This window comes from Psychroserpens algicola (assembly GCF_014526325.1).
Lineage (GTDB): Bacteria > Bacteroidota > Bacteroidia > Flavobacteriales > Flavobacteriaceae > Psychroserpens > Psychroserpens algicola.
Map to the genome: position 1 here is coordinate 143,092 of NZ_JACNMJ010000005.1, position 18,613 is coordinate 161,704.

Genomic DNA, 18,613 nt, shown 5'->3' on the forward strand with positions numbered 1-18,613 from the left:
TTAAAAAAAAGGAATGACCGAATTGTATTTTTTTAAAGATGAATTGTAAAAAATCTGAAGATTTGAGTAACTTATTGCGATACAACACTACTAACATTGTACTTATTCATACAAAAACAACCAATACAAATGAAAAAATTAGCTTTATTCTTATGTGCATTATTGATGACAATTTCAATTGATGCGCAAGACAAACGACTTAAAGGCGTCGAAAAAGAACTGAATAAAATTCTTGAAGCAACTAAAGCAGCAGGTTTTGCTGTAGCTGTTGTAGATGGCGATAAAATTGTATACGCTAAAGGGTTTGGTTATAGCGATTATGAAAATAAAATTCCAGTTGATGCCAATACACTTTTTGCTATAGGCTCCTCCACAAAGGCCTTTACTTCGGCTATTTTGGGTTTATTAAGAGCCGATGATAAATTATCTTTTGATGATAATCCTAGAAAACATATTCCTGAATTAGAGTTCTTTGACGACAATATGAATAACAACATGATTATCAAAGATCTGATGAGACATAGTACAGGATTACCACGCCATGACGGTTCGTGGTATTACTTCCCTACACATAGTAAAGACAGTCTTTTGATGCGTATCAAACATCATGAACCGTTTACCGGAATTAGACAACAATGGTATTATAATAACTTTGGGTTCCTGGCTCAAGGTGTGATTGCAGAGCGTATTACAGGTAAAAGCTGGGAAGATAATTTAAAGGATTACTTCTTTGCACCTTTAGAAATGACACGAACTAATGCTACAATTGCTGAAATGAAATCAAGTTCAAACGCAGCATTTGGGTATGAAGTAAAGGATGACAAGATTGAAAAAATGGACTATTACGACATTGCCGGAATGTCTCCTGCTGGAAGTATAAACAGTAGTGTTAATGATATGTCTAAGTGGTTAATCACATGGATAAATGATGGTAAATACAAGGATAAAGACATCATTCCTGAAAGCTATATCAACGAAGCAATGAGTTCTCAAATGGTTGTTGGTGGCAATACACCTGATGATAAATTTCCAGATATTCATTTTTCAAATTATGGATATGGATGGTTTTTACAATCTTATAAAGGGCATTATCGTGTTGATCATGGTGGAAACATTGATGGATTTTCAGCCAATGTAGCATTTTTCCCTAGTGATAATATTGGTATTGTAGTATTGGCAAATCAAAATGGGTCGCCTGTACCATCATTGGTAAGAAATACAATTGCCGATAGAATGATTGGTGAGGAACGTTCTGATTGGGTTGGACGCTATGAAGAGAATCTCGAAAAAGGCAAAAAAGCACAAAAAGAGGCTGAAGAAAATTCGGAAACCTCTAATGTGAAAAACACTAAACCATCTCATATTAGCTTAGACTATACAGGGAAATATACTCATGATGGATATGGAACATTTGAAATCGTATCACAACATGACTCCTTATTTAGCACCATCAATTCAGATAAAATCTATTTACGTCACTATCATTATGATGTATTTGAGATGATTGATGTTGTTGAAGGTAAAGTTGATACGGCTTCGTATGGAAAATCAATAAAAATCACTTTTGCGACCAATGATGCAGGTGATATTTCTGGAGCAAAACTTAAAATTGAACCAACACTAGATGCTCTTGAATTTAAACGCACTCCAAACAGCATTGATGTTGACACTAAAACTTTAGAACAATATACAGGCGAATACGACATTTCTGGAACAACAATAAAAGTATTTATTAAAAAAGAAGCGCTTCATCTTTTTATCAAAGGGCAACCTGAATATGAATTGATAGCAACAGCAGAGCACAAGTTTTCATTTAAAACTCTTGAAGGTTTTAAAGTTGAATTTATAGCTTCTGATGACGGCACCATAACTGAGTTAAAAGCCATTCAACCTAACGGTACATTTGTTGCTAAACGTAAATAAATTGATTGTGTTTTGTAGTACTAAATTTATAATGTTCACGTTTAATATATAAACCAACAGTATGAAAAGGCTTCTCATTGGTCTGGCAACCATCGCTCTTTTTATGGCGATGTTATATGGTGGATTTCATCTCTTCGGAAAAATCATTTACGATTCTCAGTCTTGTGAATTGTATAATATTGATAACATCGAATTAAGAACAGGTATAAACGTTCCTGAAATTTCATCGACAGATTGCGAATGCAAAGATAACAGGAAGGTCTCTAAATTTGTAATTGACACTAATACAGTAGATGTGAATGATTATATCTCCAGAAATGATTTCACTTTAGTTGACGACTTGTATGTTAAAGAAAATGATACGAAAAATTCGACTTATAAGGTCGTTTTCAATAAGAAGACTGCAGAACTTATTGTCGATTTAACCTATAAGAACAATTAACTTTAGAAGAAGATAAACTTAAAAAGCACCAAATACATTGGTGCTTTTTTTATTTTATAAAATCGGAATCTAAGATGCGTAACTTATTTGACATCCATTAACTCTACATCAAAAACCAGAGTTGCATTTGGTGGAATCACACCTCCAGCACCAGCTGCACCATAACCTAAATCACTAGGAATTACTAGTCGCGCTTTGTCACCAACATTTAGCAAACAAATCCCTTCATCCCAACCTGGAATAACCTGACCAACACCTACTTGAAAATCTAATGGTGCATTTCTTTTGTATGATGAATCAAATACGGTTCCATCTGCTAACTGACCTTTATAATGTACTGACACCATTTTACCAGCTTCAGCAGCTTTACCTGCTCCTTTTTGGATAATCTGGTAACGCAATCCGCTTTTAGTTTCTTCAAACCCTGAAGCCAATTTATCCAACTCAGCTCTTGCTGCTTCTCTTTCAGCCGCAACTCTTGCTTCTCTAGCACCTTCAAAAACTCTAAATGCTTCTACAGCATTAAAGTTTTCAGCGTCGCTTCCAACTCTAACAATTTCTAAAGTTTCAATTTCGTCACCTTGAGCTATTGCATCTACGACATCTTGTCCTTCTATCACTTTTCCGAAGACTGTATGATTATTATCCAACCAAGGTGTCTCAACGTGTGTAATAAAAAACTGGCTTCCGTTGGTACCTGGTCCTGCATTTGCCATAGACAATACGCCTGGTCCGTCGTGTTTTAAATCTGGGTGAAATTCATCATCAAATTTATAACCTGGATTTCCTGTTCCAGTCCCTTGAGGGCAACCACCTTGAATCATAAAATCAGGAATGACTCTGTGAAATTTTAACCCATCATAATAAGGTGTGCCTTGCGGCTTTACTTCATTTTCTAAATTTCCTTCAGCTAAAGCCACGAAATTACCTACTGTTCCTGGAGTTTTCTGAAATTCTAAAGCGACTAAAATAGCGCCTTTTGTGGTATTAAATTTTGCGTATAAACCGTCTTGCATTGTATTAAATTTAAATTGAGGTGCAAAGATATGAAACTCTATTAGAAGAGCGAAGTTAGAACTACAATTTGGATATTGATGCTCATAAGATTAGTTTTGCTGAAACTGAAAACCTTATGAGTTTTATTACAAAATTAAAAACTGCCTTCGGAAATTCTAAAACCAATTCCGCTACAGCAATTTCAGATACAACCGATGCTATTATTAACGATATAGAGCATCAACCATTTGCCATTTCTGAACATAATGTATTATATGCTGGCTTAAATGAGCTTGGTGGTTATTATTTTTTTCAGACAGTTATTGTCGGAACATTTAAAATTAAAACTAAAAAAGGAGCACAACTTAGTATACATGGTCAAACATCAACCTTTACACTAGAGTCAGATTCTTTTGAATTAGAATCAGATCCTACTGATATAAAAGGGAGAAGTATCACTAAAATTGATTTTCAAATAGAAGAACAGAATGTAGAAAAAATACACCCTAAAGCTATTGATCAATTTAGTTTAAGTTGCGATAAGCAAGACATTATATTTTCTGTCATTCATCTTAATGATGAAGAAGAATAAATCTAGTTTGCAACTTCACTTATAAACTTGATGCGATATAAACGCAGTTCTTCATCATCATAATCGCCATCAAATTCTTCGATAGCCAAATCGATTTTATCGGTTTCAGATTCCATAAAATACTCATGAATTTCTTCCTGCTGATCTTCATCTAATAAATCATCTAACCAGTAGTTGATATTTAATTTGGTTCCAGAATAGACAATGGCTTCCATTTCTTTGATGAATTCTGGCATAGACATTCCTTTAGATGAAGCAATATCTGTAAGTGGTAATTTACGATCTACATTTTGTATGATATACAATTTAATAGCCGAGTTTGAACCCGTACTTTTAACAACAAAATCATCTGGTCGCACTATATCATTATCTTCAACATATTGAGCGATTAAAGCCACAAAATCTTTACCGTATTTTTTTGCCTTACCTTCTCCAACACCATGAACATTACTCATCTCTTCTAAAGTGATAGGATATTTGAGTGCCATATCTTCTAATGAAGGATCTTGAAAAATAACAAATGGAGGTACGCCTAAGCTTTTAGCATTTCGTTTGCGAAGGTCTTTAAGCATTTTCATTAATGTTTCATCAGCAACACCACCTCCACCTTTGGCAGCAGTTACAATACCGTCATCACTCTCTTCATCAAACACATGATCTTCGGTCATCATAAATGATTCTGGAGATTTTATATAAGCCCGACCTTCATCAGACAACCTCAACACACCATAGGTTTCAATATCTTTTTTAAGATATCCAGCGACTAATACCTGACGTATTAAAGCCATCCAATACCTTTTATCTTTTGATTTTCCAATACCAAAAAATGGTTGTCCGTCAGTTTTATGAGAAGAAATTAACGCATTGGTTTTTCCTATCAATACTTGTACTAAATCCTTAGACTTATACTTCTCATTAGTTTTTTCAACAGTTTCTAATAAGGTCACAACTTCATCTTGAGCTTCATGTTGCTTCTTAGGATGCCTAACATTATCGTCCATATCACCACCTTCACCAGTAGCATTATCAAATTCTTCTCCAAAATAATGAAGAATAAACTTTCGTCTCGACACCGAAGTTTCAGCAAATGCGACTACTTCTTGTAATAAAGCATGTCCAATTTCTTGTTCGGCAACAGGTTTACCAGACATGAATTTTTCTAATTTTTCAATGTCTTTATAAGCGTAGTATGCCAAACAGTGACCTTCGCCTCCATCACGACCAGCACGACCAGTTTCCTGATAATAACTTTCTATACTTTTTGGTATATCATGATGAATAACAAAGCGAACATCAGGTTTATCAATTCCCATTCCGAAGGCAATAGTAGCCACAACAACATCGCAATCTTCCATTAAGAACATGTCTTGATGTTTGACTCTGGTTTTAGGATCTAAACCTGCGTGATATGGAACCGCTTTCACACCATTAACCTGCAAGACTTGAGCTAATTCTTCTACGCGCTTTCGACTAAGACAGTAAACAATACCTGATTTGCCTTCATTCTTTTTTACAAAACGAATGATATCAGCATCTACGTTTTTAGTTTTCGGACGTATTTCATAATACAAATTAGGTCTATTAAAAGAGGCCTTAAAAGTTGTTGCATTTTGAATATCTAAACTCTTTAAAATATCCTCTTGAACCTTAGGCGTGGCAGTAGCCGTCAAGCCTATAATTGGAATATTATCACCTATACGTTTAATGATATGACGAAGGTTTCGGTATTCTGGTCTAAAATCATGACCCCATTCACTAATACAATGGGCTTCATCGACAGCCATAAAAGATATCGTTACCGATCTTAGAAACTCTACATGTTCTTCTTTGGTTAATGATTCTGGAGCGACATATAATAGTTTAGTAACACCATTAGTAATATCTTCTTTAACACGCTTAACTTCAGTTTTATTTAAAGAAGAGTTCAAAACATGTGCTACACCTTCTTCATTAGAGACACCTCGAATAGCGTCAACCTGATTTTTCATTAAGGCAATTAAAGGTGAAACAATAATTGCAGTGCCGTCTTTTATAAGTGCTGGAAGTTGATAACACAACGATTTCCCTCCACCTGTTGGCATAATAACAAATACATCCTCACCTGCAACAACGCTTTTTATAACACTTTCCTGAAGTCCTTTGAATTGAGAAAAACCGAAGTATTGTTTAAGTGCAGAATGTATATCAATTTCTTTTATACTCATTAATCCCTATTAGTATTTTTGATACATTTGCATAAACCTAAAGATAACAATTTCTTTATACCCATCAAACTCAAAAAAAATTAATTTTGAACAGTATTGAATCTATTCTAAATACGGCTAAAAAAACCATTGATATAGAGCGTGATGCCATAGCTAATTTAAGTCATTTATTGACCGATGATTTCGCCAATGCTGTGTCTTTAATTTATAATTCTAAAGGTCGCGTTATCATTACAGGTATTGGAAAAAGCGCCATTATTGCTAATAAAATAGTTGCAACTCTAAACTCTACTGGCACACCTGCAGTATTTATGCATGCTGCAGATGCTATTCATGGTGATTTAGGTTTAATTCTAGAAGATGACGTTGTCATTTGTATTTCTAAAAGCGGAAATACGCCAGAAATTAAAGTCCTGGTTCCTTTAATTAAGAATGCTAAAAATAAAATGATTGCCATTACAGGAAATGACAGTTCATTTTTAGCACAACAAGCCGATTTCATCTTAAATGCTTACGTTGAACAAGAGGCTTGTCCTAATAATTTAGCACCAACGACAAGTACAACTGCACAATTAGTAATGGGAGATGCTTTAGCAATCTGTTTATTAGAACTACGTGGATTTTCTAGTAAAGACTTTGCCAAATACCATCCTGGAGGTGCATTAGGAAAACGTTTATACTTACGTGTTAGTGATTTATCGTCAATGAATGAAAAGCCTAAAGTAGAATTAACTACAAGTGCTAAAAATGTAATTGTTGAAATTTCTGAAAAAAGGCTAGGTGTTACAGCTGTAGTTGATAATAAAAAAATTGCTGGTATTATAACTGATGGTGATTTAAGGCGAATGCTGACTAAAAGTGATGAATTTATTCATTTAACAGCTAAAGATATTATGAGTAGCAATCCAAAACGTATTGACGAAGATGCTATGGCTATAGATGCTATGGAACTCATGGAAGCACATGGAATTTCTCAATTACTTGTTGAAAAGGATGGAAACTATGCTGGCGTTATTCATATTCATGATTTAATTAAAGAAGGTATTATATAATGACAAAAAAGAATACCGATGAGATGTCTTTTCTAGATCATCTCGAAGACTTAAGATGGCACTTAATACGAATCACACTCTCTATTTTAATATGTGCAACGGTAGCATTTATATTTAGTGGGTTTATTTTTGAGCATATCGTTTTTGCGCCAAAGCGTATGGACTTTCCAACGTATAAATGGTTGTGTAAAGCTTCAGAGTTTATTGGAATAAGTGATACGACGTTTTGTGCTGCTGAATTTCCGTTTAAAATTCAGAGTAGGCAAATGGCAGGGCAATTTTCAGCAGATATATGGACCTCAATTTACGCAGGATTTGTGATTGCGTTTCCTTATGTCATTTATCAGTTCTGGAGTTTTATAAGTCCGGGATTACATCAGAAAGAACGCAGACATTCCAGAGGGTTTATTTTTACAACATCATTTTTATTCTTTTTAGGCGTATTATTTGGCTATTACATAGTGACACCACTATCTATAAATTTCCTGGCTAACTATAGTATAAGTCCGGAAGTTGTTAATGAATTTGATATAAGTTCATACATCTCAACAGTTCGCTCAGCGTCCTTGGCTTCTGGTTTTGTTTTTGAGTTACCTATCGTTATCTATTTTTTAACTAAAATAGGATTGGTGACACCACAAATCATGAGAAAATACCGAAAATTTGCCTTGGTTATTGTATTGATTCTATCTGCAATCATTACGCCTCCAGATTTGGCCAGCCAGATTATTGTTGCCATACCAATATTAATATTATACCAAGTGAGTATTTATATATCTAAAGTGGTTGTTAAAAACCAAAATAAAAAACAAAAAGCACATGTCTGATATCGTTACTGATTTTAATGCATACCGTTCTAAAATGAACGATGCGATTCTAGCAGATAATAATAAAATTATTAAACGCATATTTAATCTCGATACTAATGCGTTTACCGAAGGTGCATTAGATAAGAAAACCAAAGAACTGTTAGGGCTGGTAGCTTCAATGGTGCTACGCTGTGATGATTGCGTTAAATACCATTTAGAGTCTAGTCATAAGGAAGGTTTAAACAAAGAAGAAGTTGTTGAAGCCTTAAGTATTGCGACACTGGTTGGCGGTACGATTGTTATTCCGCATTTACGCAAAGCCTACGAATACTGGGATGCTTTAGAATCTGACCGTTAAACTTATAATAAACTAAAATACAAGTCGTTTCGAATTTGTTATTTTAGCGCTTATTACTTCTGATATGAAAAAATTAAGAGCCGATAATTTAATGAAGTCCTATAACGGACGAAAAGTAGTAAAAGATGTATCTCTGGAAGTCAACCAGGGAGAAATCGTTGGTTTATTAGGTCCGAATGGTGCTGGTAAAACAACCTCTTTTTATATGATTGTTGGTTTAATTAAACCTAATGGTGGTAGTATACATCTTGATAGTACTGAGATTACATCATTCCCGATGTACAAACGTGCTCAAAATGGCATTGGCTACTTGGCTCAGGAGGCTTCAGTTTTTAGAAAGCTTAGCATTGAAGACAATATCTTGAGTGTTCTACAAATGACTAAACTCAGTAAAAAAGAACAGGAAGCAAAAATGGAATCCTTGATTGAAGAGTTTGGATTAGGTCATATTCGCACAAATAGAGGTGATTTATTATCAGGTGGTGAGCGACGACGTACAGAAATTGCTCGAGCCTTAGCAACCGATCCCGATTTCATTTTACTCGATGAACCCTTTGCAGGTGTAGATCCTGTTGCTGTTGAAGATATTCAAAGAATTGTAGCTCAGCTTAAAAAGAAAAATATTGGTATTCTTATTACCGACCACAACGTACAGGAAACTTTAGCTATTACTGACCGTACTTACCTCATGTTTGAAGGAAGCATTCTAAAAGCTGGTGAACCTGAAGAACTGGCAAATGACGAGATGGTACGTAAAGTGTATTTAGGTCAGAATTTTGAATTACGTAAGAAGAAACTAGAGTTCTAATTGCCTTTTTTATTTAGCGAATTAAGAGACGTCCGGTTGCAAACTTTGAAAATTTTCCTAAGTTTTTAGCGAGTGGAAAATTCTTAATCAAATTCTCATTATTAGATTTTAATTCAATAATATAGGCGCCCACTTCCTGAGGCAGCTTATGACTTAACTTATTTGCAGGAGACATAAATTTGAGTTCTCTGTCAACTGTTAACCTAAAAGTTTTGTCAAAATTAGAATAATAAGAACGTTTATAGGTGTTGATTAAGACGGGTTCTAACCTATTTAAAATGGTCATATTGTGAGTTTCAAACATATACTCTAGAATGTCTTGAGCATAGTTTTCCCAATCAAAAGCCTCGTTAAGTGTAATTTCAGGTAGCTTAAAAGTTTCTTTTTTATTCGAATGATTTTGCTTCAGTTTAAACTCTAAAACAGGTGCTACAGTACGCCATAATTCACCATACCAACGTACCCTGACTTTCATTTTTTCACTATAACCTTCAACAGATTCTGTATAAGCATTGTTAGTAATAGAATCAAAATAGCAGTTATTTATTTGTCTATCTGGATATAAAGTTCGCATATCGGAAAGCAGTAAAAGTTTTTCAAACTGCAGATATTCCTTTAGCGACAATTCATATTTACGTTCAAAACGCCAAGCACTATTATCGGCTTTTTTTCCCATATTCTATTCCGTATAAACTTTCTTTAACGCTATCTACCATTTTTAAATTCATAAGTTCTTCAGCGCCTTTATAAACTTTAGATCCTTTTTCAATTAGATACTTCGTTTGTAAGATATTTTTATCTGTATACAAGGATCCGTTATCAAACTCCTTTTTCTTATTAAACAAACAGTAATCTAAGGTATTATTTATCAACGTATTATTTTGTTCACTTAATGTTGAGTCATCTTTTGAAACAAAGGAAATTTCAGAATTTAATATGGTCGAATTCGCAATATGCATGGTCGAATTTTCACCTGCACTAATCACTTTATCTTCAACATTATTAAAACGACTGTTAGTAATAGTAATCTGACTTCCAGAACCATCAACAGCATCATTCCCTATATTTAAAAAATTACAATTATCTATGGTTCCGTTGGAAAAATCAGAATCGATAGCATCGGCATTTACATTTGTAAAACTTACATTGTTCAAGTTAAAATCGCTACATCTAAAAAAATTCACAAAATCGTCACCTGCTCTGTTAGATTCAAATGCAACATGATTCATAAGTACTTCAGACTCGTAAAAGGTTATTCCTGCAGGCAAATGCCAATATGAATCATCAAAATTTGAAAGCTTAGAAATATTCACATAGGCAAACTTGTTTGGGGTTTTAGATTGCTTGACTACGATAGATGAATGTGCTTCTGACGAATTTGTTATCGTAATTGCATTTGTAGCTTCTCCTACAGCACTTATATGTCCAGAAACAAGAATAATATGATGTCCATTGAGATCTAGAGTGATTCCAGGCGACAACGATAAATCGGTATCGTATAACACCATATCGTCTTCCAGCTTAGTATCAGTTTCTATTTGTTTGATGCGATTAGGGATAAGCTTCTTTTTTTGTTCGTCTAGGTTTAAACTCAGAACTGCATTGACATTGATTTCAATATTTTTGCATAAATATATGGCCTGAGGATATCGTGAATAAATAGCATCTTGAAAGGTTTGCCAATCTGGAGTTGAACGAATCGCTGTCAGATCTTTACTAATGGTATTAATGGTAGTTATAACCTGTTCTAATCGTTTTTCTTTATTTACAATTGAAGACAAGTAAGTATTTAGGTTTTTGTTATAATCTGAAACATACGTAATGAATTCTATGAGCTTGCCTTTTAAATCTTCCTTAGAGGATAACGTCAATACATCTTTAAACCACACCTCTCTAACAATCGGCTCAACCTTGTTGGTGACATTATTATAAAACATATGAAAATTATCAACCAAATAAGGATGCTTATTTTGAGCTAAAAAGAGAAGAGCCAAAACCTTATCAAACTTATCTTGATCCAGAATAATTTCAGGAGTATTAATGATATCATTTTTGATTTGATCAATATCTCGTAACTGGTTTTCGTTTAGTTTATCTAAACTAGGATGTTTAATACTACTAAATGTAAAGATGAAAGAATCTCGATAGCCATTTCGTTCAATTAGATACTTAGAAAAGAAATCTTCAATAAAATAAAGATCTGTTGGTCTATCATTAATTGTTAAGTTAACCGGCTTATATTCTAAGCTCAGTATATTATGTTGCTGAAGCACTCTATTGCAAATCACATCAGTGATATACAGACGCGTATTAGGTTGTAGAAGATTGAATTTTCCGTTTTTAAAATCCTTGATATAATCTTTAGCTTTCACTCTAAAACTCCACTTGTATGGATGCCTGAAATGGTCGTTGTTTTTTCCGAATAATTTTGCTTTAACATCAAACTTTTTCTGGTTATACTTTATCGTTGCTTTCGCGTAAGTACTTTCTCGTCGTAACCACTGTTTTCCTTCAAAAAAATGAGAATTACTATATACAAATCGCGAACGTTGATTACTCAGTTTAATATAATCTTTGAATTTAAAATCGATAGCGATATCATCAAAATTATTATCTGAACTAGACGTTAAATACTTAAAATATGTAGGAAAATCGTAATGAGCAGCCTGGAGATGATGTTTAACATCTACAACAATTCCGAACCGATAACAATACATACCAGAATACACTCCAAAAAGCAATACAAAAACATAGACTACTAAAAAAAAGCGTTTTTCATCTTTTTTATCGCTGGCTTTATGTCCTTGAAGTAACATCATATCATCAGCATAATTGCTACACCAAGGAGGAAACCAATGATATAAAATGAAATTATTTTAAGTAGCTTTTTTGTAAACATGTTAGAAAGTTAGTGATGATATAAAAGAAATACTCACGTTTTTAAGTCCGTCGTTTTGTTCAAGTTTTGATTTAATATCTAAAAAATCTGAATCTTGTATTGAAGACACAGACAATGTTAGATTAGCAGAATTACTATCGGTTACAATTTTCTCAAAACCATTAATTTGTTTTATTTTTTTCAATTCAGAAAATACAAACTCTAAATCCTGATTAGCATTGAAGTCTAATGAAATATTCATTAAATCTTTATTAATGTAGGAGTTACTTTGTTTAGACGTAAACTGCCATACTAGAAATAATAGAGTAATGATGATCGAAGGAATAACTTGTTGAGCAGCAAGCGAAATGGAAACTCCAATAATCATTAATAAATACACAAGCTGTTCAGGCTCTTTAATTGCTGTTCTAAACCTCACAATTGATAGTGCTCCAATCAATCCTAATGACAATGCCAAAGACACTTTTATTGAGGTTATAATTAAAAATATTGCTAGAGCAAAAGCATAAAAAGTATTTGCAAAAAGGACTCTGTTAGATACTGTATTAGAACGTTTTACATATACCCATTTGATAGCTGTTATAAGAATTAACAGTATTACTAAACTCACCATCCATTCACCTAAAGCAACTTCTGCATTGGTGGATAAATCTAATAATTGTGCTTTGATATCATCCATAGCATTTTCTTTAATTTACTTTATTTTTAGTTTCTGTTTGTTTGACTTGTTTAGCAAGTAATTTCTTTTGGTATCGCCCTTGAACAACATCGGTAACAACCAATACAGCAATCACAAAATAAAAGGTTGTTTTACTCATTGGAACAATCTCATTGCCAAATATCTTTAAATGAGCAAGATGTCCACCTTCGGTAACTAACATAATTCCTACAATAAATAAAATAAATAATCCCAGCACTTCATACATTCGATTTTTAGCTAAGAATACTGAAATTTTATCAGCCAGTAACAACATTAGCAATCCACTAACAACAATAGCTATAGCCATTACAATAAAGGCTGTTGTCGAATTTTCAATATCACTGGTAAGTCCGATAGCTGCTAAAATAGAGTCGAAAGAAAACACTAAATTCATCAACACAATACTTGCAACAACTGCATTTGACGACTTTGTTCCTTTATTTACATCATCTACACTCTCACTAAGATCATGTTTGGCAATCATATGCCAGATTTCTTTGATAGCAGTATAAATAATAAAACCTCCACCTGCTAAAACAATTAAACTATGTCCGTTAAAAGCGAAATCCAATACATCATCAATATGTCCTGTTAAAAACGAAAAAGGTTCCTGAAAAAGATCAATAATTGAAACCAACACAAATAGTAATACAATTCTAAGAACAATAGCAATTAAAATACCTACTTTTCTAACACGCTTTTGGTCAGATAATGGTGCTTTTTTAGATTCTAATGAAATGTAAAGAAGATTATCAAATCCTAGTACAGCCTGTAACAATACAAGCATTAATAATGTAAAAATGACTCCTAACATATGTAATTAATTATTTGGTTGTTAAATTATCAAGTAGTGAAAGTATAATATATAATATAATAAGTATTGGTATCGCTATAAAATGGAAAAGTACCAACAATAGCACTGTAGCAATAATGAGTATATACCGGAATTTATTATTAGAAAAACTATAATCTTTAAACTTTAATGCTAATAATTTGAGTTTTGAATTCAGCAAATAGCAACTTAAAAGTGTGAAAGCAATTAAAAACCATTGATTGAGAATAAGAGCTGTTGCAAAGTTATTATTTTGAAATTCAATAATTAATGGTAAAGACAAAACTAATAAAGCATTAGCAGGTGTTGGCAGTCCTTTAAAATACGTTTGCTGGTCTTCATCTACATTAAATTTAGCCAAACGATAAGCAGAAGCTAAGGTTATAAAAAGACCGATAAGAGCTATAGGTTCTAGCTCTATAGATGACAAGCTAAAGTTTGAACTCCAAGCTTTGGCAGATACTATTTCGGGAGCGTCAACACTAATTGATATTAGTTTAAACATCACGATACCTGGAACTAAACCGCTTGTGACCATATCGGCTAAAGAATCTAATTGTACTCCTAATGCACTTTGTACGTTTAGCTTTCTGGCCAATAAGCCATCAAAAAAATCGAAGAAAATTCCGAGAAACACAAATATAGCTGCAGCAACAAAATTGTTGTTAACAGCAAAGATTACGGCTATACTTCCGCAGAACAAATTAAGGAGTGTTACAAAATTTGGAATGTAGTTTTTTATAGACATACATTAAGATTTGTGTAAAAATAGCAAACTATTTACGACTATTGCAAAGGAAGTACAATATCTATAACTATTTACAGTTTATTAGGTAAATAAAATTGTGCATCTTTGTAAAAAAAATTTCTGCTATTGAAAAAGTATCTATTCATTGCCTCGACTTTGATTACGTTATTTTGTACTGCTCAGACTAAATATTCAAACGAATTTTTGAATATTGGTGTTGATGCTGCTGCACTTGGCATGAGTAATAGTGTAGTGTCTCATACTGCAGATGTAAATTCTGGTTACTGGAATCCTGCGGGTTTGGTTAATCTTGAAGACAACCAATTAGCGCTGTTACATTCAAGTTATTTTGCCAACATTGCAAATTATAATTACATCGCTTTTGCAAAACCTCTTGATGACAAAAGTGCTGTTGCATTATCCTTAATTCGATTTGGTGTTGATGACATTCTAGACACCACACAATTGATTGATGATCAAGGAAATATCAATTATGATCGTGTAAGTTTATTTTCAACATCAGATTATGCTTTAACATTTTCTTACGCCAGAAGGCTTCCACTCGACGGTTTAAGTTATGGTGTTAATGCCAAGGTTGTTCGTAGAATTATTGGTGATTTTGCCAATTCCTGGGGTTTTGGTCTGGATGCTGGAATTCAGTTTGAAACAAAAAATGACTGGAAATTTGGCATCATGGCCAGAGATATTACGACGACATTTAATGCCTGGTCCTTTGACGATGACAAACTTGCCGACATACAGAATGCTATTGAAGGTCAAAATCAAACTGTACCTGAGGACACTGAAATAACAATTCCGAAATTACAAATTGGAATGTCTAAGAAATTCATTTTTCATTATGATTATTCGCTATTAACCTCTTTTGATCTTAATGTTAGATTTGAAGAAAACAACGATATCATCTCGACTTCATTTGCTAGTGTAAATCCTGCTTTAGGGTTTGAATTTGGCTATACAGACTTAGTTTTTTTAAGAGCTGGTGTTGGTAATTTTCAAAACGAACTACAAATTGACAACTCTGAAGACTTAACATTTCAGCCTAGTTTAGGTTTGGGATTTAAATACAGAGGTATTCAAATTGATTACGCTTTTACTGATATTGGAGATCAAAGTGCTGCTTTGTATTCTAATGTATTTTCATTAAAAATCGATTTTAGTATCTTTAGATAGTGAACCGAACTTTACTCGCCATAATTTCAGGAATTATATTAGCTTTAGCTTGGCCAACCTATGGTTTTCCTTTATTGCTATTTGCCGCTTTTGTACCATTACTTTTAGCCGAACAACAGTTGCGATTATCTGATGTTAAACGCAAAGGACTTAAAATTTTCGGGCTTTCCTATCTCACATTTGTTATATGGAATCTTACAACAACAAGCTGGTTACGATTTGCTGATATTTTTGGTGCTAGTTTTGCAGTTTTTGTCAACTCGGCTCTAATGGCATTACTGTTTTTGATTTATCATAAATATGCCAAACGTCAGTCACAAAACAGGGCTTTGTTATTCTTAGTCGTACTTTGGATAAGTTTCGAAAAACTGCATTTGGGCTGGGAATTCTCCTGGCCTTGGCTCAACTTAGGAAATGCGTTTTCTGAATATATAACTTGGATACAATGGTATGAATACACTGGAACTTTTGGTGGAACGCTTTGGGTTTGGATTTTAAACGTTTTGGTATTTAAAAGTGTTTTTTCATATCAAAAAGAACCGTCACAATCTGTTATAAAATCGACACTTCTGAAATGTGCCGTATTGATTGGTTTCCCTATTGCAATTTCATTGGTTATTTACAATACTTATTCGCATGATGGTGATCCTGTGGATGTAATTGCACTACAACCCAATATTGACCCGTATTCAGAAAAGTATAATATGACCAATATTAAATTCACTGAATTACTGGTAGAGTTATCAAATACGAAAATCACTGATTCAACCGACTTTATTATTGCTCCTGAAACGTTTTTAGCAGAAAGCACACGACTTCCGCAGTTTAAAAATTCGTTGCTTAAAAACAGGTTAGATCGTTATGTGAGTCAGCATCCTAATGTCAATCTATTAACAGGTATTTCTTTTATAGATGTTTTCAAAGACAAATCAAAAATTAAAAAAGAAACAAATCAATCCAAACATAATTCTGGTATTTATTATGACGATTACAATTCGGCAATCCTCATAAATGCATCAGGCTCAGTACAGCAATACAACAAATCTAAATTGGTTGTTGGCATTGAAAATTTCCCATATCAGGATATTTTAAAACCTATAATTGGTGATGCTATGATCGACCTTGGTGGCACTGTTGCTATGAAAACCACGCAGGAAAACAGAGGGGTTTTTACATCATCTAATTTAAAATTTAAAGCTGCTCCAATTATATGTTACGAATCGGTTTATGGTGAATTTGTAGCTGGTTATGTAAGGAATGAGGCTAATTTTTTAGCTATTATTACTAATGATGCCTGGTGGAACGAAACTCAAGGCCATAAACAACACTTAAGCTATGCCAGATTACGTGCTATTGAAACAAGACGTGATATTGCAAGAAGTGCTAATACAGGAATCTCGGCTATCATTAATGCTAAAGGAGAAATCACCAAGCAGTTAGCCTATGGTGAAAAAGGAGCTTTATCAGGTCAGCTTACCACAAATGACAAGATTACATTTTATGTTATGGCTGGTGATTACATTGCCAGAATAAGCCTGTTTGTATTACTCTTTTTGTTTTTAATTGGTTTTTTCAGAAGACCTCGCCATTGAAAAATTACCTTTAAAATTTAACATCTACTGACCTCTGTAATATAAAATCGTACTTAAGGTTTTAACGACGATATTTATATCTAGAAATACGCTTCGGTGTTTGATATAAAATAAGTCGTATTGCAGTTTAGTTAGACTATCATCTACTGAAGACCCATATCTGGTATTAACTTGAGCCCAACCTGTTAAACCAGGTTTAACAATATGGCGTGTTTCATAAAAAGGAATAATTCTCGACAATTCATTTACAAAAAAGGGACGTTCAGGGCGAGGTCCGATAATACTCATATCACCTTTTAAGACATTAATAAACTGTGGAATTTCATCAATACGAGACCGTCGTAAAAACATTCCAAATTTTGTAATCCTCGAATCATTCTTCTGTGCCCATTTAGCACCTCCAGCTTCAGCATTTACTATCATGCTTCTCAATTTTACAATCTGAAATAATTTTCCGTTTTGACCAACACGTTCTTGAAAATAGAACAAGGGTCCTTTATTAGCAATCAAATTTCCGAGGACAATAATTGGCAAAATACACAAGCCAAAAAGGAGTCCTAAAATTGAAAATATAATATCAAAAGTCCTATGAAAAAAAAGATATAATGTATTTTGGTTGCTTCGGCTAAATGGAAAGTATTTATAAAAATCTTTGCCTACAAATTGAATAGGAACGCGATAGGTAATTTCTTCAAAAACCTGAGTATACTCTCGTATAGTAAATCCTTGATCAAGTAATGTGATGAGATCGTGATAAATCTCGGGAGTAATACTTTCTGAATTATAACTAGCGACTAATATTTCTGAAATTTTTTCTTCTCTAATTACCTGCATTAAATCGGAAGACTCAAACTCCTTTAAGCCTTTAAACTTTATAGGAGAATCTACTTCAGTTTCAGAATTTATAAATCCTACTATCTTGTAATTAGGATCAGACTGATTTAAGGGTTTGATGATGTTTTCAATATTAGAAATCTCACCTACTAATAGGACTTTTTTATAAAATCTCGGTGTAGAAATAAAAGCGATATATGCCCATCTCCAAAGAAAAATTACCGAAATAATACACAGATAAAAATATATGATTTGAAGTCTTTGCTCAGGAAGAAAAGGTGTCAATACTGGAGTTAGTAAATAAAAGAGAACAGTTGTAGATATGGTTAAAACAATATTTCTAAACGTTACATCTAACTTACTGGACTTTTGAAGATCATATATTTCGAAGATAGTCCCAAAAACGGTAATATAGATTGCTAATACCAGTATTGAGACAAAATTATCATTTTCTATAGTAAGGTAATCGTAGTTTATTGAGTTTTGTAAAACATATAATCCAAATATGGTTACACATATATCTACAATACGCAGTAATACCTTACGTTCAGAAATTTCAAAATGTATATTTTTTTTTCGACTCATAAGTTAGGTTAGGGTCTTGTGTAAATATAACAAGTTATGTTAAATTTT

Annotated in this window: 17 protein-coding genes; 9 read left to right on the plus strand and 8 right to left on the minus strand. The window is 33.2% G+C overall.

Annotated elements, in window-relative coordinates; genetic code table 11:
* The first annotated feature begins 129 nt into the window (after positions 1-129).
* On the plus strand, positions 130-1,923 hold the full coding sequence (locus tag H7350_RS11495; RefSeq protein ID WP_204346073.1) for a serine hydrolase: 1,794 nt from the start codon (positions 130-132) through the stop codon (positions 1,921-1,923).
* Between the two features lie 61 nt (positions 1,924-1,984).
* Positions 1,985-2,365 carry a hypothetical protein gene (locus tag H7350_RS11500; protein WP_204346074.1) on the plus strand — a complete coding sequence of 127 codons (381 nt, stop codon included), beginning with the start codon at positions 1,985-1,987 and terminating at the stop codon, positions 2,363-2,365.
* A gap of 83 nt (positions 2,366-2,448) precedes the next feature.
* Here H7350_RS11500 and H7350_RS11505 read toward each other — a convergent pair whose 3' ends face one another.
* The gene (locus tag H7350_RS11505; protein ID WP_204346075.1) at positions 2,449-3,381 is read right to left on the minus strand and encodes a peptidylprolyl isomerase; all 933 of its coding nucleotides are present in this window, start codon (positions 3,379-3,381) and stop codon (positions 2,449-2,451) included.
* Between the two features lie 116 nt (positions 3,382-3,497).
* Here H7350_RS11505 and H7350_RS11510 point away from each other — a divergent pair, with 116 nt between their 5' ends.
* A complete protein-coding gene (locus H7350_RS11510; RefSeq protein WP_204346076.1) occupies positions 3,498-3,953 on the plus strand; it encodes a hypothetical protein in 456 nt (151 codons plus the stop codon).
* Positions 3,954-3,955: 2 nt separating this feature from the next.
* Here H7350_RS11510 and recQ read toward each other — a convergent pair whose 3' ends face one another.
* Entirely contained in the window at positions 3,956-6,157 is a 2,202-nt protein-coding gene (gene recQ / locus H7350_RS11515) for a DNA helicase RecQ (protein WP_204346077.1), read from the minus strand.
* 86 nt (positions 6,158-6,243) lie between these two features.
* Here recQ and H7350_RS11520 point away from each other — a divergent pair, with 86 nt between their 5' ends.
* The 4 genes from H7350_RS11520 to lptB all read left to right on the plus strand — a co-directional run bounded on the left by H7350_RS11520 (position 6,244) and on the right by lptB (position 9,184).
* The gene (locus H7350_RS11520; RefSeq protein WP_204346078.1) at positions 6,244-7,209 is read left to right on the plus strand and encodes a KpsF/GutQ family sugar-phosphate isomerase; all 966 of its coding nucleotides are present in this window, start codon (positions 6,244-6,246) and stop codon (positions 7,207-7,209) included.
* On the plus strand, positions 7,209-8,036 hold the full coding sequence (gene tatC, locus H7350_RS11525; RefSeq protein ID WP_204346079.1) for a twin-arginine translocase subunit TatC: 828 nt from the start codon (positions 7,209-7,211) through the stop codon (positions 8,034-8,036). The genes H7350_RS11520 and tatC overlap by 1 nt, the downstream gene beginning before the upstream one ends.
* A complete protein-coding gene (locus H7350_RS11530) occupies positions 8,029-8,376 on the plus strand; it encodes a carboxymuconolactone decarboxylase family protein (protein ID WP_204346080.1) in 348 nt (115 codons plus the stop codon). Before tatC ends, H7350_RS11530 begins: the two co-directional genes overlap by 8 nt.
* Positions 8,377-8,440: 64 nt before the next feature.
* The gene (lptB, locus tag H7350_RS11535; RefSeq protein ID WP_204346081.1) at positions 8,441-9,184 is read left to right on the plus strand and encodes an LPS export ABC transporter ATP-binding protein; all 744 of its coding nucleotides are present in this window, start codon (positions 8,441-8,443) and stop codon (positions 9,182-9,184) included.
* A gap of 13 nt (positions 9,185-9,197) precedes the next feature.
* Here the strand turns inward: lptB and H7350_RS11540 are convergent, their stop codons facing one another.
* The 5 genes from H7350_RS11540 to H7350_RS11560 all read right to left on the minus strand — a co-directional run bounded on the left by H7350_RS11540 (position 9,198) and on the right by H7350_RS11560 (position 14,363).
* Entirely contained in the window at positions 9,198-9,860 is a 663-nt protein-coding gene (locus H7350_RS11540) for a VTC domain-containing protein (RefSeq protein WP_204346082.1), read from the minus strand.
* Positions 9,841-12,003 carry a right-handed parallel beta-helix repeat-containing protein gene (locus H7350_RS11545; RefSeq protein ID WP_204346083.1) on the minus strand — a complete coding sequence of 721 codons (2,163 nt, stop codon included), beginning with the start codon at positions 12,001-12,003 and terminating at the stop codon, positions 9,841-9,843. Before H7350_RS11545 ends, H7350_RS11540 begins: the two co-directional genes overlap by 20 nt.
* A gap of 81 nt (positions 12,004-12,084) precedes the next feature.
* Positions 12,085-12,762, minus strand: a complete 678-nt coding sequence (locus H7350_RS11550) for a DUF4956 domain-containing protein (protein ID WP_204346084.1) — start codon at positions 12,760-12,762, stop codon at positions 12,085-12,087.
* Between the two features lie 10 nt (positions 12,763-12,772).
* A complete protein-coding gene (locus H7350_RS11555) occupies positions 12,773-13,597 on the minus strand; it encodes a TerC family protein (protein WP_204346085.1) in 825 nt (274 codons plus the stop codon).
* Between the two features lie 10 nt (positions 13,598-13,607).
* Positions 13,608-14,363, minus strand: coding sequence for a CDP-alcohol phosphatidyltransferase family protein (locus H7350_RS11560; RefSeq protein ID WP_204346086.1), 756 nt, complete (start codon positions 14,361-14,363; stop codon positions 13,608-13,610).
* A gap of 126 nt (positions 14,364-14,489) precedes the next feature.
* On the opposite strand from H7350_RS11560, the gene H7350_RS11565 reads away from it, so the two are divergent.
* Both H7350_RS11565 and lnt read left to right on the plus strand, forming a co-directional pair.
* On the plus strand, positions 14,490-15,554 hold the full coding sequence (locus tag H7350_RS11565; RefSeq protein WP_204346087.1) for a putative type IX sorting system protein PorV2: 1,065 nt from the start codon (positions 14,490-14,492) through the stop codon (positions 15,552-15,554).
* Positions 15,554-17,146, plus strand: coding sequence for an apolipoprotein N-acyltransferase (gene lnt, locus H7350_RS11570; RefSeq protein ID WP_204346088.1), 1,593 nt, complete (start codon positions 15,554-15,556; stop codon positions 17,144-17,146). The genes H7350_RS11565 and lnt overlap by 1 nt, the downstream gene beginning before the upstream one ends.
* Before the next feature lie 24 nt (positions 17,147-17,170).
* Here the strand turns inward: lnt and H7350_RS11575 are convergent, their stop codons facing one another.
* A complete protein-coding gene (locus H7350_RS11575) occupies positions 17,171-18,565 on the minus strand; it encodes a sugar transferase (RefSeq protein ID WP_204346089.1) in 1,395 nt (464 codons plus the stop codon).
* Positions 18,566-18,613: the final 48 nt, after the last annotated feature.

Excerpts from the sequence above, each read along its gene's own strand:
- H7350_RS11550 (WP_204346084.1), bottom strand. The coding sequence starts at position 12,762 with ATGGATGATATCAAAGCACAATTATTAGATTTATCCACCAATGCAGAA.
- tatC (WP_204346079.1), top strand. The coding sequence starts at position 7,209 with ATGACAAAAAAGAATACCGATGAGATGTCTTTTCTAGATCATCTCGAA.
- H7350_RS11530 (WP_204346080.1), top strand. The coding sequence starts at position 8,029 with ATGTCTGATATCGTTACTGATTTTAATGCATACCGTTCTAAAATGAAC.
- H7350_RS11505 (WP_204346075.1), bottom strand. The coding sequence starts at position 3,381 with ATGCAAGACGGTTTATACGCAAAATTTAATACCACAAAAGGCGCTATT.
- lptB (WP_204346081.1), top strand. The coding sequence starts at position 8,441 with ATGAAAAAATTAAGAGCCGATAATTTAATGAAGTCCTATAACGGACGA.
- recQ (WP_204346077.1), bottom strand. The coding sequence starts at position 6,157 with ATGAGTATAAAAGAAATTGATATACATTCTGCACTTAAACAATACTTC.
- H7350_RS11555 (WP_204346085.1), bottom strand. The coding sequence starts at position 13,597 with ATGTTAGGAGTCATTTTTACATTATTAATGCTTGTATTGTTACAGGCT.
- H7350_RS11575 (WP_204346089.1), bottom strand. The coding sequence starts at position 18,565 with ATGAGTCGAAAAAAAAATATACATTTTGAAATTTCTGAACGTAAGGTA.
- H7350_RS11545 (WP_204346083.1), bottom strand. The coding sequence starts at position 12,003 with ATGATGTTACTTCAAGGACATAAAGCCAGCGATAAAAAAGATGAAAAA.
- H7350_RS11495 (WP_204346073.1), top strand. The coding sequence starts at position 130 with ATGAAAAAATTAGCTTTATTCTTATGTGCATTATTGATGACAATTTCA.
- H7350_RS11560 (WP_204346086.1), bottom strand. The coding sequence starts at position 14,363 with ATGTCTATAAAAAACTACATTCCAAATTTTGTAACACTCCTTAATTTG.
- H7350_RS11510 (WP_204346076.1), top strand. The coding sequence starts at position 3,498 with ATGAGTTTTATTACAAAATTAAAAACTGCCTTCGGAAATTCTAAAACC.
- H7350_RS11540 (WP_204346082.1), bottom strand. The coding sequence starts at position 9,860 with ATGGGAAAAAAAGCCGATAATAGTGCTTGGCGTTTTGAACGTAAATAT.
- H7350_RS11500 (WP_204346074.1), top strand. The coding sequence starts at position 1,985 with ATGAAAAGGCTTCTCATTGGTCTGGCAACCATCGCTCTTTTTATGGCG.